Raw genomic sequence first — 15,148 nt, forward strand, 5'->3', positions numbered from 1 at the left:
AAGAACCGGTCAACCAACGGCTCCACAATGGCCTTCGAACGCAGAAACAACGGCTCCTCAGCCATCTGCTCCCCACCTCTCTTCGAGATCCAACGTCACATATCGCCCCGGGAGTGCGAATGCCAACTCACCGCTGGCGGAACGCTGGACCACGGAGACGACAAAGGAAGTGCAGAGGTTAGACGGTCTCGCACACCTCACTCCACAGCGCACCCAAGCGCTCGGTCAGCACTATGACGCGGGTTGCCGCATTCGATCAATAGTGTCCGGGAGCCCGTGAACTGAACACCCCGGATTGACTTCTTTAGGTCGGGCGCCGCTCAACTGCGGCAGCGCATCAGTTGAACACAGAAGGGGCTGCCGGTATGCACTGACTTCACGTAAAAATCACTCGAAAAGTCGGACGGCTCTCGCCGCTTCATCCAGAAATGAGGTATCGCCCCGGTGACTGACACAGAAGAGTCCGGCGTGCGCTACGAGAAGAAGGGCCACATCGCCTACGTCACACTCGATCGGCCCGCAGTGCTCAACGCGATGAATCTGCGCATGCACGAGGAACTGGCCCGGGTCTGGGACGACGTCGAGGCGGACGACGACATACGGGTCGCCGTACTGACCGGCGCCGGCGACCGGTCCTTCTCCGTCGGACAGGACCTGCGCGAACGCTCCCGTCTCGACGGGCAGGGAGTCCCTCCGTCGACGTTCGGCAGTCGCGGTCAGCCGGGGTGGCCGCGGCTGACCGAGCGGTTCGGCCTGTCCAAACCGGTTGTCGCCCGGGTGAACGGCTACGCCCTCGGCGGGGGCTTCGAACTCGCCCTCGCCTGTGACCTCATCATCGCCTCCGACCAGTCGGTCTTCGCACTGCCCGAGGCGACCCTGGGGCTGGTGCCTGGTGCCGGAGGGGCCTTCAGACTCGCACGACAGGTACCTCTGAAGATCGCCATGGGCTATCTGCTGACCGGCCGCCGGATGAGTGCAGACGTGGCGCTGCGCCTGGGGCTGGTCAATGAGGTCGTGCCTGCCGAGGAGTTGGATGACGCGGTCACCGCATGGACCGATGCGCTGCTCTGCAGCGCTCCCCTGGCCGTGCGTGCCATCAAGGAGGCCGTGATGCGCTCTGTCGACATGCCCCTGGAGGAAGCGTTCGTCACCCCCTTCCCTTGGGAGCAGCAGCGAAGGCACAGCGCGGATGCCGTCGAGGGCCCGCGCGCCTTCGCGGAGGGGCGTGAACCCGTGTGGCGGGGGCGCTGACGGAAGGTACCCGACACCTCACGCGCTGACCGCGCCGCGGGACGGCCCCCGGGGACGGGCCACGGGTTCCCCTCAGGAGCGCCGTGGGGCCGCCGCGGCGACGGGCAGCCTCCGGCAGCTCGTCCGCCTGGCCCTCCAGTTCGGCATGGCGGTGTCCATGGTGACCTCGGCCCGCTCGGGAGGCTGAGGTCACCGCCCTCGCGGAGGTCGGTCACCTTCTGACCAGCGTGACCGTCTCCGCCGACTCGCAGGACGCGATGACACTCGGCCGCACCACCCGAAGCGCGGCCTCGGCCGTCGCGACGCTAGATGCCGTCGACACCCCCTCGAAGGCCCTGCACCTCACTACTGGGAGGTGGACGACGAGGAAGCCGCGCAGCTCGCCGACCTCGTAGCGGGAACGGGGACCGACGTTCAGCTCAGCCCCGCGCTCCTCTCCGAAAGCGCCCTGCGCCGGGACAGCCGATCGGTCCAGGACTCGCTGGTCCAGAGAGCGCACGACACGGACTCGACCAGTACTTCCGCCTGTCCAACGGATACCGCTCCTACCTCGACAACCTGCGGCAGCTGCAGCTGTCCAAAGAGGAGAGCCACCCCTGTCGGTCGGCCACCCTCTGCATGTCGGCTGACGGCGAGGTGCGGCACTGCCCCTACGGAGCATCCGAGGTCAGTGTCCATGCCCCCCACGTACCGAGATCCGAGCCTTCCTCGACGCGCCGGCCACGGATCGCACTGTACCCGACTGCGCCGCCATCTGCCGTCCTGCGTCCCGCGACTGCGCGGCAGCCTGACCTTGGGGGTCCACGTGCAACTGCTTCGGGGTGTGCATCTCCGTGCAGCCGTTCTGCACGGCGTACTCGCGCAGCCCCTGCTCCAGGGTCGTCTGCGCGGCGAACACCATCTGTGCGGTGGCCCGCTTGCGTACGTCGAGGAAGCGCCAGTCGAGCCCGTGCTCGGGGCTGAGGTGCTCGTCGATCGGAAGCGGTCTCTCCGCCCGGTTCAGCACCTCGATCGTCTCGGGGACGATCTCCAGGCCACCCACGTTGACCTGGGCCGCCTCTACGGCGCGTCCGGTGATCCGGACGGCGGACTCGGGGGTAAGCGATTCGATGACGGCTCCGAGCGGGCCGCCGTCGCGCTTGTGGGTAACCTGGGCCATGCCGGAGTGGTCCCGCAGGATGACGAACTGCATCTTGCGTTGAAGCCGGAGCGCGTTCACCCAGCCGGAGACGGTGACGGTCTAGGTGTGTTGGCCAGCCTGGACCCGTACGCCGGGGCCGGGGCGAGCACCTCGGTCGTCCCGGCCCGGTCACGAGCACCCTCGTGCCAGAGCCGCGGGTGGTGCGACCGGACCAGGAGTCGCTGCGGGTGCTGATGATGTGCGACCACCGCCGGCTCACCCCGGCGCTGCATCAGGGGGCAGACCGAGGGTTTCGCGACGGACGTCGTCCAGGACTCTGTCACCGGCCTGTCCCGGGCCCGGGGACCAGCGTCGCAAGGAAGTGTTCGACGTCGGGGCGGCCGAGGACTACCTGATGATACCGATCGGCTTCCTCGAGCGGATGGCCCGGCTGCAGACCCTCATCCGGCGCAAGCACCGCCAGCCCCGGGTGTACTCACCGCCGGAGGGCTGATGCTCGATCCGTTCCGGCGGACGGTCGAGCGTGACGGCATCGCTCTGCGCCTGACCCCGCGCGAGTTCACCCTGCTGCACTCCCTATCCGCCACCGCGACAGCGTGCTGAGCAAACGCCAGACCCTCAAGGACGTCTGGGAGGCGGACTGGCGGGGGCGCTCGGACATCGTCGAGCTCTACATCAGCTGCTGCCGGGGTACCGGTCGTCGAGCTGAGCGCCGGGACGGATTTCGGTGATTTCCGGAGTAGCTGTTCAACTGCGGCCGTCGACGTCCCGGAGCCGGTCGGCTAGCGTAGCGAATCGCCGATCCATCAGGAAAAGCTGCTTTCCCACTGCTGGACGGCACGTTTGAAGGTTCACTTGTCGTGCGAGGGGGCACCAATGAGAATCCGCAAATCCATTTCCGCAGTGGCCGTCGTGGCGACAGCTGCCGTCGGCATGGTCACCGCAGTCAGCGGCCCGGCCCAGGCCGCCTGGGAGCCGCCGTTCAGGAAATGCACGTCATTCGATCAGAATGGATTCAAGGGCGACGTCTGTGTGGACCGGGTCGGCTGGGGACCACAAGAATTCATCGGCCTGGGCCACATCCAGCAATTCCCCAGCAACTGCGCCAAATTCCGGGTCGACGTCGTTGACCCCGATGGCACGGCGGTGCGTTCCGTGAACAACATCCCCTGCGCCACCGGGGAGGTTGGTATCGCTCGCTATCTCGCCGAACTGCACGTTAACGGCAGGGCGTATGCCCGCCTGGTCGGCTTCGACAGCGCAGGAAACACGCTGCTGTCGGTCAACTCTGAGATCATCATCTCCCCGTACGACAACCACTGAGGGGCTAGTTAGCGCGACCTGGGTGGACTCGATCAGCCCAACATCGCCCTTGCCGATCCGCAGCCGCAGCCGCAGCCGCAGAGCCTCCCGTAGATGGGCGCGCGCCGCCCCCAGATCGCCGCCTAGATTCCCAAAACGGCTGGAGCAAGCGCTGTCGGCTTCGCGGCACCGGAGAGCGGTGTTACTGGGCCGGCGTCCCTCCGGGGCTATCACTCCGTGCAGGAATTCGGAAATCACGGATTCTCCGCATCATGGAAGGGCACCGCCACCCTTCTGACCATCGCGACGAGAGGAGGACACCTACCGCTTCAGCACCAGTACGTTCTCAGCCCGCCGCCGTCGACCGGACATGCTCGCTGGCGTTCTCAGGCAGCCTCGTAGCTCATCCGGAGCAACGGCTCAGCGCGGCTCAGATCGGCCTCCGTCCAAAGGCGGACCTCGACATCGCCGGTGCCGTGGTGACCGATCTGGCTGACATCCCGGGTGAAGCCCCCAACAAGGTCTACGTCTTTGGGATCAAGGCGGAGCGTAACCACGACCTCCTGTTGGTGGGCGTGACTGACGCATGCGAAGTTTCGCAGCCGCCGGTACGCGCGGTACTGCTTGCGATCAACGCTGCTCACATCGTCACCCAGCCCCTGGAGCAACTCGTCGAGCGCGCTGCGCAGCCCGGCGACGGGGCCCTCACGCATGCCGACCGACGCGCTCGGTCGGCGGCGACGCTGCTCGCTGCGCTCCTGTGCCCCAGCTGTCGCTTTGGCCACCGGTTCGAGGGCGAGCAGACCTGTACCGAAGTAGCTGTAACGGACGAGGTCGATGGTGCGTCGGATCTCGCGCACGGCGTGGAGGTCGTAGCGGGTGTAGTCCTCTGCGACGCAGATCAGCCGAGGGCTACTCCACAGCACCTGGGAAGCGATCTAAGCCCCGAGACGCTCGCGGACCAACTGCTGGAACTCGGCCCGGTGGTCGGTGAGCCACGCCAGGTAGAACAACCCCTGGGTGATCACGCCGGCGTCGCGGCCTCGCTTGTACTCGACCACGACCGGTGAGCCGTCCTCGTCCAGGCCCAGCGAGTCGATCCGGCCTCGATGAACCGATCCGGTGCTGTACTCGCTGGCCAGGAAGCGAACCCCCAGCATGGCCTCCATGTTCGCCTCGACCACGTCCTGCAGGTGCCGCTCCACCTCCGCAGGGCGTGCGGCGATCTCCACCGCGCTCCCCCCGGCCACATCAAGCAGCCTCAGCCCCCAACACCCCCATAGCTCGTCTTCCCAGGCCTTAACCGTGAGGGAGCCCGGATTGTTTCCGGCGAAGCCAGCGGGGTTGGAAGGTCTTGGAAGAGTGGCACGCCCGATACCTCCGGGGCCGCACCCGCGACGCGTACTGAAAGTGACGGAGTAGGGGTTGCGCTACGAGCTGCTTCGGTTCCCCTGCTCACCCGCCGGACAGAGCAGGCACCTGGCAGGCGCCCACTCCGGCGAGCTTCAGCGCGATCACGAGGTGGGCTGTCGACCGCACGGCGCAGTCCGCCCACCGAGCCCCTCGGGCCCGGTGGTCCGAGACCGGCGAGCTGCCCCTCACTTCACCTGACACCTCGTCAAAATGAGCGTCACAAGCGTCATTTCAGCGTCAAGATATCGCCCGTAACGCCTACAGTGCACATAATGCGCACCGACAAAACCGCAGGTCAGACGCCTTCCCCCGCCGGTTCAAGGATCGCCACGCACTCCACGTGGTGGGTCATCGGGAAGAGGTCGAAGACGCGGAGGGTGCGGGGCTTGTAGCCGGCCTCGCGGAAGTAGCCCAGGTCGCGGGCCAGGGCCGCCGGGTCGCAGGCCACGTACGCGATGCGGCGGGCGGAGAGGCCTGCCACGTGGCGGACCGTCTGCTTGCCCGCGCCCGCGCGCGGGGGGTCCAGGACGACCAGGTCGCATTCGGTGATCCCGGTCTTCGGGAGGACCGTCTCGACCTTGCCCTGCTCGATGCGGACCCGGGGGAAGTCCGCCAGGTTGTGGCGGGCGTCCTCGACCGCGCGCTTCGTCGACTCGATGCCGAGCACCGCGCCCGTCTCGCCCAGGCGTTCCGCCAGGGCGCCCGCGAAGATGCCGACGCCGCAGTAGAGGTCGAGCGCCATCTCGCCCTTGCGCGGCATCAGGCCCTGCATGACGGCCTTGATCAGGGTGTCGGCGGCCTGCGGGTGGACCTGCCAGAAGCCGCCCATGCCGACGCGGTACGTACGGCCGTCCGCGCGCTCGCGGACGAAGGGGCGGCCGTGGACGCGGTGGACACCGCCGTCCTTCTCCTCGACGCGCAGGACGGAGACCGGCTTGTCGAGTTCCACGAGGGGGAGGCGACCGCCGGGACGGGGGGTCAGGACGACCTGGCGGTCGTTCGAGCCGGAGGCGGCGATCGCCTCGACCGTGGCCATCTGGGGCCAGTCCTGCTTCTCGATGCCGAGTTCCGAGACGCCCGGGGCCGCGATCATGCAGTGGTCGATCAGCTCCACGGAGTGCGAGCGGTGCTTGCGCAGGCCCGCTCGGCCGTCCTCGTCGATCGCGTACTGGACCCGGGTGCGCCACTGCGGGACCTGGCCCGCGGGCAGCTTGTCGCCCTCGGCCGGCATGACCGTGCCGTCCCAGCCGGCCTCCTCCGGGGTGAGGCCGGCGAGCCGCAGCAGCTGCTCGGCGACGACCTCGCCCTTGAGCCGGCGCTGGGCGCCCGGCTTGGCGTGCTGCCAGTCGCAGCCGCCGCACTTGCCGGGGCCGGCGTAGGGGCACGGGGCCTCGACGCGGTCCTTGGAGGCGGTCAGGACGGTGATCGCGTCGGCGCGCAGGAAGCGGGAGTCCGACTCGCCCTCCGTCACGCGAGCGATCACCTTCTCCCCCGGGAGGGCGTGGCGGACGAAGAGGACGCGGCCGTCCGCGGTGCGGGCGATGCAGTGGCCGCCGTGCGCGACGGGGCCGACCTCGACCTCGTACTGCTCCCCGACCAAGGACTGCTTCTCGTTCTGCTCGGTCATGGTGGGGAGACTCCAAAACATAAATGGGAACGGCCGGACGACCGACCCACCAGTTTACGTGGATCTCGTCCGGCCGTTCGCCACACCGGCCGCGGCGCTACTTCGCCGCGCGGTCCTTCGGGCGCTGGGTGTCCACCGGTCCGCGGCGCACCGCGCCCGGGGGGTTCCACTCCTGCCGCTTCTTCGCCCGCCGCTTCGCGAGCTCCGAGGACTCCAGCTGGTACGGCACCGAGGTGACCATCACGCCGGGCGTGAACAGCAGGCGGCCCTTGAGCCGCAGGGCGCTCTGGTTGTGCAGCAGGTGTTCGTACCAGCGGCCGACGACGTACTCGGGGATGTACACGCTGACGGCGTCGCGCGGGTTCTCGCTGCGCAGGCCCTTCACGTACTCGACGACCGGGCGGGTGATCTCACGGTACGGGGAGTCGAGGATCTTGAGCGGTACGTTGATCCCGCGCCGCTCCCACTCCTCCTTCAGCGCCTTGGTCTCGGCCGAGTCGACGCTGATGCTGAGCGCTTCCAGGGTGTCCGAGCGGGTCAGCTTGGCGAAGGCCAGGGCGCGCAGCGTGGGCTTGTGCACCTTGGAGACCAGGACGATGGAGTGGACCCGGGAGGGCCGCACGCTGTCGTCGCTGGGGCCCTCGTCCGCGGCGATCTCGGTCGCGACACGGTCGTAGTGCTTCCGGATCGCCGTCATGGTGCCGTAGAAGATCAGCATGCCCATGAGGGCGACCCAGGCGCCGTGCGTGAACTTGGTGGCCAGGACGACGACCAGGACCAGCCCCGTGAAGATCGCGCCGAAGGTGTTGATCGCCCGCGAGCGGTGCATCCGGCGCCGCGCGGCCAGGTCCTTCTCGGTCCGCAGGTGGCGGTTCCAGTGCCGGACCATGCCGATCTGGCTGAGCGTGAAGGAGACGAACACGCCGACGATGTAGAGCTGGATCAGCTTGGTGGAGTCGGCGTCGTAGATCCACACGAGCAGCATGGCCGCGCCCGCGAGCAGCACGATGCCGTTCGAGAAGGCCAGCCGGTCACCGCGGGTGTGCAGCTGGCGCGGCAGGTAGCGGTCCTGGGCGAGGATCGAGCCGAGCAGCGGGAAGCCGTTGTACGCGGTGTTGGCGGCCAGGAACAGGACGAGCGCGGTGGCGGTCGCCAGGACGATGAACAGGAAGCTGCCGTTGCCGAAGACGGCCTCGGCCACCTGGGAGATCACCGGGTGCTGGACGAAGCCGGGTCCGACGGGGACGCCGTTGTCCAGCAGGTTCGTCGTGGGCGATTCGGCCATCTTCACGTCGGTGGCCATGGCCAGGCCGATGATCCCGCAGAACATGGTGACCGCCAGGGCGCCCATCAGGGCGAGGGTGCTGGCGGCGTTCTTGCTCTTGGGCTTGCGGAAGGCGGGCACGCCGTTGCTGATCGCCTCGACGCCGGTCAGGGCGGCACATCCGGAGGAGAAGGCCCGCAGCAGCAGGAAGACCAGCGCGAAGCCGGCCAGCCCCTCGTGCTCGGCCTTGATCTCCAGGTGGGCCGTCGGGGCCTCCATGGTGTCGCCGGCGACGAGGCCGCGCCATGCACCCCAGGCGATCATCACGAAGACGGCGCCGACGAACACGTACGTCGGAATGGCGAAGAGTTTCCCGGATTCCTTCACGCCGCGCAGATTCATCAGCGTGAGCAGCAGAATCATGATCATCGCCGAGAGCACCTTGTGCTCGATCACGAAATCGACGGCGGAGCCGAGATTCTCGACTCCGGACGAGATCGACACGGCGACGGTCAGGACGTAGTCGACGAGCAGGGCGCTCGCGACGGTGAGTCCGGCCTTCGGCCCGAGATTGGTGTTCGCGACCTCGTAGTCGCCGCCGCCGCTGGGGTACGCGTGGACGTTCTGGCGGTAGGAGGCGACCACGGTGAACATCAGCACGACGACCGCGACGGCGATCCAGGGGCTGAAGTGGTACGCCGACACACCCGCGATCGACAGGACCAGCAGGACCTCGCCGGGGGCGTATGCCACCGAGGAGAGCGGGTCGGAAGCGAAGACAGGAAGGGCGATCCGCTTGGGGAGCAGCGTTTCCCCGAGGCGGTCGCTGCGCAGCGCCCGGCCGATCAGGATCCGTTTGGGCACGTCGGTCAGTTTGGACACGCAGAGGATCGTATGCGTTCGAAATCCGGCTGACGAACCCCCTGCCGGTATTCAAGGGCAATGAGCCGCCGTGTGCGCTGCAAACGTCACACACGGGACCGCCCGTGTGTAGCTTGGGCCATGGTCTGAGACCCTGTGAAGCCAGAGCATGCAATGAGGCTGGAAACCAGCGAGCGCTGACAGCCGGAAGGACGGCCGTGCACATCGTCATTATGGGCTGCGGAAGAGTGGGCTCCGCCCTCGCGCAGACCTTGGAACAGCAGGGGCATACGGTCGCTGTCATCGACCAGGACCCCACCGCATTCCGCCGGCTGGGAGCCGGATTCGGCGGCCGCCGCGTCACCGGGGTCGGCTTCGACCAGGACACGCTGCGCGAGGCCGGTATCGAGGAAGCGGGCGCCTTCGCCGCGGTCAGCAGTGGTGACAATTCCAACATCATCGCTGCCCGCGTGGCCCGCGAGATGTTCGGTGTCGAGAACGTCGCCGCCCGCATCTACGACCCCAGGCGCGCCGAGGTCTACCAGCGCCTGGGCATCCCCACCGTGGCCACCGTGCGGTGGACCGCCGACCAGATGCTGCGCCGGCTGCTGCCCTCCGGGGCCGAGCCGCTGTGGCGCGACCCGAGCGGCGGTGTCCAGCTCGCCGAGGTGCACACCTCCGCCGCCTGGATCGGGCACAAGGTCAGCAAGCTGCAGGAGGAGACCGGCGTCCGCGTGGCCTTCCTCACCCGGCTGGGCGAGGCCATGCTGCCGACGTCCCAGACGGTGCTGCAGGAGGGCGACCTCGTCCACGTGATGATGCGCACGGACGAGATCGACAAGGTCGAGGCGGCGCTCGCCGAGGGCCCCGAGGAGGCACACGCATGAGGGTCGCGATCGCCGGAGCCGGCGCGGTGGGCCGTTCCATCGCGGGCGAGCTGCTGGAGAACGGGCACGAGGTGCTGCTCGTCGACAAGGCGCCGACCGCCATCTCGGTGGAGCGCGTGCCGCAGGCCGAGTGGCTGCTGGCCGACGCCTGCGAGATCACCTCGCTGGACGAGGCCGCGCTCCAGCGCTGCAACGTCGTCATCGCCGCGACCGGCGACGACAAGGTCAACCTGGTCGTCTCCCTCCTGGCCAAGACCGAATACGGGGTCCCCCGGGTCGTGGCCCGGGTGAACAACCCGAAGAACGAGTGGCTCTTCAACGAGTCCTGGGGCGTCGACGTCGCGGTCTCCACGCCTCGTCTGATGTCGGCCCTCGTCGAGGAGGCCGTCAGCGTCGGCGACCTGGTGCGGCTGCTCCGCTTCAGCCACGGCGACGCCAACCTCGTCGAGCTGACCCTGCCCGCCGACTCCTCGGTCGCCGGAACGCAGATCAGCGAGATCGCCTGGCCCGAGGACACCTCGCTGGTCACGATCATCCGCGGCAACCGGGTCCTCACCCCGCATGCGGAGGAGACGCTGGAGCCGGGCGACGAGCTGCTCTTCGTGGCCGCCCAGGCCCGTGAGGAGCAGCTGGAGGAGCTCCTCCAGGCCCGTCGCTGACGGCACGCGGCGAAGCGGCACGCAGTAAACGACACGACGAAGGGGCGGGCCGACCGGCAGGGTCGGCCCGCCCCTTCGTCGTGTCGTGTCATCCAACGGCGAACGGGCTCAGGCCCGGGGCTCCCGGGCGGCAGCGGCCTTGCGGGCCTTCTCCGCGGCCTCCTCGGCCTCCCACTCCGCGATCACGTCGATCGGCGGCGGCGCCTTCGCCAGGAACACCCACGTGAAGTACACCGCCAGCACCATCGGCGGCAGCTTCAGCGCGATCAGCACCCAGCCCAGCTGCGTCGCGTCCCCCCACCAGTACAGCGGGAAGAGGATCGCGTACTTCGCCAGGAAGACGATCCCCCAGGCCAGGCTCGCCTTGGTGTACGCCTTCTTCCGTCCGGGGTTGCGCGTCCGCCAGGACAGGTTCTCCTTGAACACCGGCCCCAGGATCACGCCCAGCAGCGGGAACCCCACCAGCGCGGACAGCGTGAAGGCCACGCCCAGCCCGGCGCCGTAGATCATGCCGGGCAGGTAGAAGCCCTTGGCGGTGCCGGTGAAGAGGGCGAAGGCCACGCCGACGCCCACGCCGAAGACCCCGCTGAAGGCGTGCTTCACGGTGTCCTTGCGCAGCAGCCGCACGATCACGAGCAGCACGGCAACCGCGCCCGCCGCGATCGCGGACATCTTCACGTCCTTGTTGACCGTGTAGATCATCACGAAGAGCAGCCCGGGGAGCATCGTCTCCACGGTGCCCCGGATGCCCCCGAAGGCGTCGAAGAGCGCCGCCTGGGTCACGGCTTTCTGGTCCGCGGACGGCTCGCCCGCGGGGTCCGGGGTGATCGGTTTGTCGAGTGACGTCACCGGTTAGTGCTCCTGTCCGAGCGGTCGGAGTTCGTACTTCGGATTGAAGAGGACCCGGCGGCCGTGGCTCATCGCGATCCGCCCGGAGGCGATCATGCGCCGGCCCGGTTCGATTCCCACGATCGAGCGACGCCCGAGCCAGACCACGTCCAGCGCCGCCGAGCCGTCGAAGAGCTCGGCCTCCAGGGCGGGCACCCCGGCGCGGGGCCGAAGGGTGACGGTACGCAGGGTTCCCGTCACCCTGACTATCTGGCGGTCCTGGGAGTCGCAGATCCGCGTGCACCCCGCGGCTTCTGCGTCCTCCTGCAGTTCCGCCGAATGCAGCTCCTCCTGCGAGGTGGACAGCCGCTCTATCATCCGCCGGAACCGGCCCGCCGACCTGACCGGCTTGACGGACTTCTCGGGACGCGGTTCAGCACTCATACAGGAAGCGTACCGGCGCCCCGACTACCTCTCGAAGCGGTATCCCATACCCGGTTCCGTGATGAAGTGCCGCGGGTGCGAGGGATCCGCCTCCAGTTTGCGCCGCAGCTGCGCCATGTAGACCCGCAGGTAGTTCGTCTCGGTGCCGTACGAGGGACCCCAGACCTCCTGGAGCAACTGCTTCTGGCCGACCAGCTTGCCCCCGTTGCGGACCAGCACCTCCAGCAGGTGCCACTCGGTGGGGGTGAGCCGTACGTCGCGCCCCTCGCGCACGGCCTTCTTGGCGGCCAGGTCCACCGTGAAGCCGTCGGTCTCCACGATCACCTCGTCCTCGCCGGCACCCGCGGCCGGCTCGGCCCGGCGGACGGCGGCGCGCAGCCGCGCCAGGAGCTCGTCCATACCGAAGGGCTTGGTGACGTAGTCGTCGGCCCCGGCGTCCAGCGCCTCGACCTTCTCGTCGGAGCTGTGCCGGGCCGAGAGGACCAGGATCGGCACGCGGGTCCAGCCGCGCAGGCCCTTGATGACCTCGACGCCGTCCATGTCGGGCAGGCCCAGGTCGAGGACGACCACGTCGGGGTGGCGGGCGGCCGCGAGCTCCAGGGCGCCGGCCCCGTCCGCCGCGGCGTCGACCTCGTACTTGCGCGCCTTGAGGTTGATCACGAGGGCTCGGACGATCTGCGGCTCGTCGTCCACCACGAGCACCCGGGTCATTGGGGTCCTGCTTTCTGTCGTATCGGGTCGAGATCGATGGTGCCGTCGGCGACGCCGAGGGCACCGGGGGCGCCGGCAGCGGCGGCGGGTCCGTCGCCGTCCGGCGCGGCGTGTGCCGGTCCGCTGTCGCCCGCCACGGCGCACAGGGTCAGCACCATGGTCAGTCCGCCGCCCGGGGTGTCCTCGGCCGCCAGTGTGCCGTCCATGGCCTCGGCGAAACCCCGGGCCACCGCGAGCCCGAGGCCGACCCCGGCGCCGCGCGGGGCGTCCCCGTGCCGCTGGAAGGGCGCGAAGATCCGGTCCTTGGCCACGTCGGGCACCCCGGGCCCGCGGTCCACGACCCGCACCTCGACCCGGTCGCCGAGGAAGCTGGCCGCCACCAGCACCGGCTCCCCGGGCGGGCTGTACTTGACCGCGTTCTCCACCACGTTCGCCACGGTCCGCTCCAGCAGCCCCGGGTCCACCGCGACCATCGGCAGCGTCTCCGGAACGTCCAGCACCACGCTGTCCTCCGGTACGCCGCCCAGTGCCATCGGGACCACCTCGTCGAGGTCGATCTCCCGGATCAGCGGGATCACGGTGCCAGTCTGGAGCCGGGACATGTCGAGCAGGTTGCCCACCAGGTGGTCGAGCCGGTCGGCGCCGTCCTCGATGCCTTCGAGGAGCTCGGCCCGGTCCTCCTCGGACCAGTCCACGTCGTCGGAGCGCAGGGACGACACCGACGCCTTGATGGAGGCCAGCGGCGTACGGAGGTCATGGCTGACGGCGGCCAGCAGCGCGGTCCGGATCCGGTTGCCCTCGGCCAGCCGGCGGGCTTCCTCGGCCTGCCCGACCAGCCGCTGCCGGTCCAGGACCACGGCGGCCTGCGCGGCGAAGGCGCCGAGTACCCGGCGGTCCTCGGCGGGCAGCACCCGGCCGGACAGGGCCAGCGCCATGTGGTCGCCGATCGGCATGTCCACGTCCGCATCCTCGGGCTGGCCGACCGGGCTCGGGCCGACGCTGCCGGCCGGCTTCCAGGGCTCGACGTCGCCCGCGCGCTCCAGCAGGGCCACGGACTCCATGGCGAAGGTCTCGCGGACCCGCTCCAGCAGCGCGTCCAGCGTGGTCTCGCCGCGCAGCACGCTGCCGGCGAGGAAGGAGAGTATCTCGGACTCGGCGCGCAGCCGGGCGGCCTGGTGGGTGCGCCGGGCGGCCAGGTCCACCACGGAGGCCACGGCGACCGCCACCCCGAAGAAGACGGCGATGGCCACGATGTTCTTCGGGTCGGAGATGGTGAACCGGTGCACCGGCGGGGCGAAGTAGTAGTTCAGCAGCAGCGATCCGAAGGCAGCCGAGGCGAGCGCCGGGTAGAGCCCGCCCAGCAGCGCGGCGGCCACGGTCAGCGAGAGGAACAGCAGCATCTCGTTGGCCAGGCCCGGATCGGCGTTCACGTGCGTGAGCAGCACGGCCAGCAGTGCGGGGAGCACCGTCCCGACGATCCAGCCGGCGATGATCCGGGGCCGTCCGAGCCGGGCCGCCGAGCGGACCACGGGCAGGCCGCGGCCCCGGGCGACCTCCTCGTGGGTGACGATGTGCACGTCGAGGTCGGGCCCCGAGTCGCGGGCGACGGTCGCGCCGACGCCGGGGCCGAAGACGTACTGCCAGGCCTTGCGGCGGCTGGAGCCGAGCACGATCTGCGTGGCGTTGACCCCGCGGGCGAATGCGAGCAGGGCCTCGGGGATGACGTCGCCGATCACATGGTGAAACGTTCCGCCGAGGTCCTCGACCAACGCCCGCTGGACCGCGAGCTCCTTCGGCGAGGCCGAGGTCAGCCCGTCGCTGCGGGCGATGTAGACGGCCAGGATCTCGCTGCCGGAGCCCTTGGCGGCCATCCGGGCGGCGCGGCGGATGAGCGTACGGCCCTCGGGGCCGCCCGTGATCCCGACGACGATCCGCTCGCGGGCCTGCCAGGTCGAGCGGATGCCGTGCTCGCCCCGGTACTGCTGAAGGTACTCGTCGGCGCGGTCGGCCACCCACAGCAGCGCCAGCTCGCGCAGGGCGGTGAGGTTTCCGGGACGGAAGTAGTTGGACAGGGCCGCGTCGACCTTGTCGGGCCGGTAGACGTTCCCGTGCGCCATCCGCCGGCGCAGCGCCTGGGGGGACATGTCGACGAGCTCGATCTGGTCGGCCCGCCGCACCGCCTCGTCCGGCACGGTCTCCCGTTGGCGCACACCGGTGATGGACTCCACCACGTCGCCGAGCGACTCCAGGTGCTGGATGTTCACGGTGGACACGACGTCGATGCCCGCCCGCAGCAGCTCCTCCACGTCCTGCCAGCGCTTCGCGTTGCGCGAGCCCGGCACGTTCGTGTGCGCGAGCTCGTCCACGAGTGCGACGGCGGGCCGGCGCGCCAGTACGGCGTCCACGTCCATCTCGGTGAAAGCGGCACCCCGGTGGGAGAGCTCCTTGCGCGGCACCTGTTCGAGCCCGTGCAGCATCACCTCGGTGCGCGGCCGCCCGTAGTGCTCGACGAAGCCGACGACGCAGTCGCCGCCCCGCTCCACCCGGCGGTGGCCCTCGGAGAGCATCGCGTACGTCTTGCCCACACCGGGTGCCGCGCCGAGGTAGATCCGAAGCTTGCCGCGTCCCATGCGCTCATTCTCCGGGACGTTTGCGGCGATCACGTACCTTTTGCAGCCGGTCCGTCCATCCCTGACGGATCCCTGACACCCGCACGTACGGCCGCGGGCCGTACCCCCGAAGGAGTACGGCCCGCGGCCG

At 69.3% G+C, this 15,148-nt stretch carries 11 protein-coding genes and 2 pseudogenes; 5 read left to right on the forward strand and 8 right to left on the reverse strand.

Annotated features, from left to right (window positions below; all coding sequences use genetic code 11):
- Window positions 1-444: 444 nt before the first annotated feature.
- Window positions 445-1,251, forward strand: coding sequence for an enoyl-CoA-hydratase DpgD (gene dpgD, locus ABTY04_RS17450; RefSeq protein WP_352214208.1), 807 nt, complete (start codon window positions 445-447; stop codon window positions 1,249-1,251).
- Window positions 1,252-1,918: 667 nt separating this feature from the next.
- On the opposite strand, the pseudogene ABTY04_RS17455 reads toward dpgD, so the two are convergent.
- Window positions 1,919-2,476: pseudogene (locus ABTY04_RS17455) on the reverse strand (OB-fold nucleic acid binding domain-containing protein); the annotation flags it as partial.
- A 277-nt stretch (window positions 2,477-2,753) separates the two neighbouring features.
- On the opposite strand from ABTY04_RS17455, the gene ABTY04_RS17460 reads away from it, so the two are divergent.
- Together ABTY04_RS17460 and ABTY04_RS17465 are read left to right on the forward strand one after the other, a co-directional pair.
- Window positions 2,754-2,885: a hypothetical protein gene (locus tag ABTY04_RS17460; RefSeq protein ID WP_352214209.1), complete on the forward strand. Its 132-nt coding sequence runs from the start codon at window positions 2,754-2,756 to the stop codon at window positions 2,883-2,885.
- A gap of 383 nt (window positions 2,886-3,268) precedes the next feature.
- On the forward strand, window positions 3,269-3,715 hold the full coding sequence (locus ABTY04_RS17465) for a hypothetical protein (RefSeq protein WP_352214210.1): 447 nt from the start codon (window positions 3,269-3,271) through the stop codon (window positions 3,713-3,715).
- A gap of 365 nt (window positions 3,716-4,080) precedes the next feature.
- On the opposite strand, the pseudogene ABTY04_RS17470 reads toward ABTY04_RS17465, so the two are convergent.
- The 3 genes and pseudogenes from ABTY04_RS17470 to ABTY04_RS17480 all read right to left on the reverse strand — a co-directional run bounded on the left by ABTY04_RS17470 (window position 4,081) and on the right by ABTY04_RS17480 (window position 8,880).
- Window positions 4,081-4,863, reverse strand: a pseudogene (locus ABTY04_RS17470) (DUF5655 domain-containing protein).
- A 539-nt stretch (window positions 4,864-5,402) separates the two neighbouring features.
- The gene (locus tag ABTY04_RS17475) at window positions 5,403-6,734 is read right to left on the reverse strand and encodes a class I SAM-dependent RNA methyltransferase (protein ID WP_352214211.1); all 1,332 of its coding nucleotides are present in this window, start codon (window positions 6,732-6,734) and stop codon (window positions 5,403-5,405) included.
- A gap of 97 nt (window positions 6,735-6,831) precedes the next feature.
- Entirely contained in the window at window positions 6,832-8,880 is a 2,049-nt protein-coding gene (locus ABTY04_RS17480) for an APC family permease (protein ID WP_352214212.1), read from the reverse strand.
- A gap of 197 nt (window positions 8,881-9,077) precedes the next feature.
- On the opposite strand from ABTY04_RS17480, the gene ABTY04_RS17485 reads away from it, so the two are divergent.
- Together ABTY04_RS17485 and ABTY04_RS17490 are read left to right on the forward strand one after the other, a co-directional pair.
- Entirely contained in the window at window positions 9,078-9,746 is a 669-nt protein-coding gene (locus tag ABTY04_RS17485; RefSeq protein ID WP_352214213.1) for a potassium channel family protein, read from the forward strand.
- Window positions 9,743-10,405 carry a potassium channel family protein gene (locus tag ABTY04_RS17490; RefSeq protein ID WP_352214214.1) on the forward strand — a complete coding sequence of 221 codons (663 nt, stop codon included), beginning with the start codon at window positions 9,743-9,745 and terminating at the stop codon, window positions 10,403-10,405. The genes ABTY04_RS17485 and ABTY04_RS17490 overlap by 4 nt, the downstream gene beginning before the upstream one ends.
- Before the next feature lie 108 nt (window positions 10,406-10,513).
- Here ABTY04_RS17490 and ABTY04_RS17495 read toward each other — a convergent pair whose 3' ends face one another.
- From ABTY04_RS17495 to ABTY04_RS17510, 4 genes are read right to left on the reverse strand one after another with little or no spacing between them, the layout of a single operon-like run.
- The gene (locus ABTY04_RS17495; RefSeq protein ID WP_352214215.1) at window positions 10,514-11,254 is read right to left on the reverse strand and encodes a DUF3159 domain-containing protein; all 741 of its coding nucleotides are present in this window, start codon (window positions 11,252-11,254) and stop codon (window positions 10,514-10,516) included.
- A 3-nt stretch (window positions 11,255-11,257) separates the two neighbouring features.
- Window positions 11,258-11,677 carry an OB-fold nucleic acid binding domain-containing protein gene (locus ABTY04_RS17500; protein WP_352214216.1) on the reverse strand — a complete coding sequence of 140 codons (420 nt, stop codon included), beginning with the start codon at window positions 11,675-11,677 and terminating at the stop codon, window positions 11,258-11,260.
- A gap of 24 nt (window positions 11,678-11,701) precedes the next feature.
- Complete coding sequence (locus tag ABTY04_RS17505; protein ID WP_352214217.1) at window positions 11,702-12,388, reverse strand: response regulator; 687 nt, start codon at window positions 12,386-12,388, stop codon at window positions 11,702-11,704.
- Complete coding sequence (locus tag ABTY04_RS17510; RefSeq protein WP_352214218.1) at window positions 12,385-15,018, reverse strand: DUF4118 domain-containing protein; 2,634 nt, start codon at window positions 15,016-15,018, stop codon at window positions 12,385-12,387. The genes ABTY04_RS17505 and ABTY04_RS17510 overlap by 4 nt, the downstream gene beginning before the upstream one ends.
- Window positions 15,019-15,148 lie beyond the last annotated feature (130 nt).

The organism is Streptomyces sp. NPDC097981 (assembly GCF_040302565.1).
Classification (GTDB): Bacteria; Actinomycetota; Actinomycetes; order Streptomycetales; family Streptomycetaceae; genus Streptomyces.

Coding starts and splice junctions, on each gene's coding strand:
- ABTY04_RS17465 (WP_352214210.1), top strand. CDS start 3,269: ATGAGAATCCGCAAATCCATTTCCGCAGTGGCCGTCGTGGCGACAGCT.
- ABTY04_RS17475 (WP_352214211.1), bottom strand. CDS start 6,734: ATGACCGAGCAGAACGAGAAGCAGTCCTTGGTCGGGGAGCAGTACGAG.
- ABTY04_RS17490 (WP_352214214.1), top strand. CDS start 9,743: ATGAGGGTCGCGATCGCCGGAGCCGGCGCGGTGGGCCGTTCCATCGCG.
- ABTY04_RS17500 (WP_352214216.1), bottom strand. CDS start 11,677: ATGAGTGCTGAACCGCGTCCCGAGAAGTCCGTCAAGCCGGTCAGGTCG.
- ABTY04_RS17505 (WP_352214217.1), bottom strand. CDS start 12,388: ATGACCCGGGTGCTCGTGGTGGACGACGAGCCGCAGATCGTCCGAGCC.
- ABTY04_RS17510 (WP_352214218.1), bottom strand. CDS start 15,018: ATGGGACGCGGCAAGCTTCGGATCTACCTCGGCGCGGCACCCGGTGTG.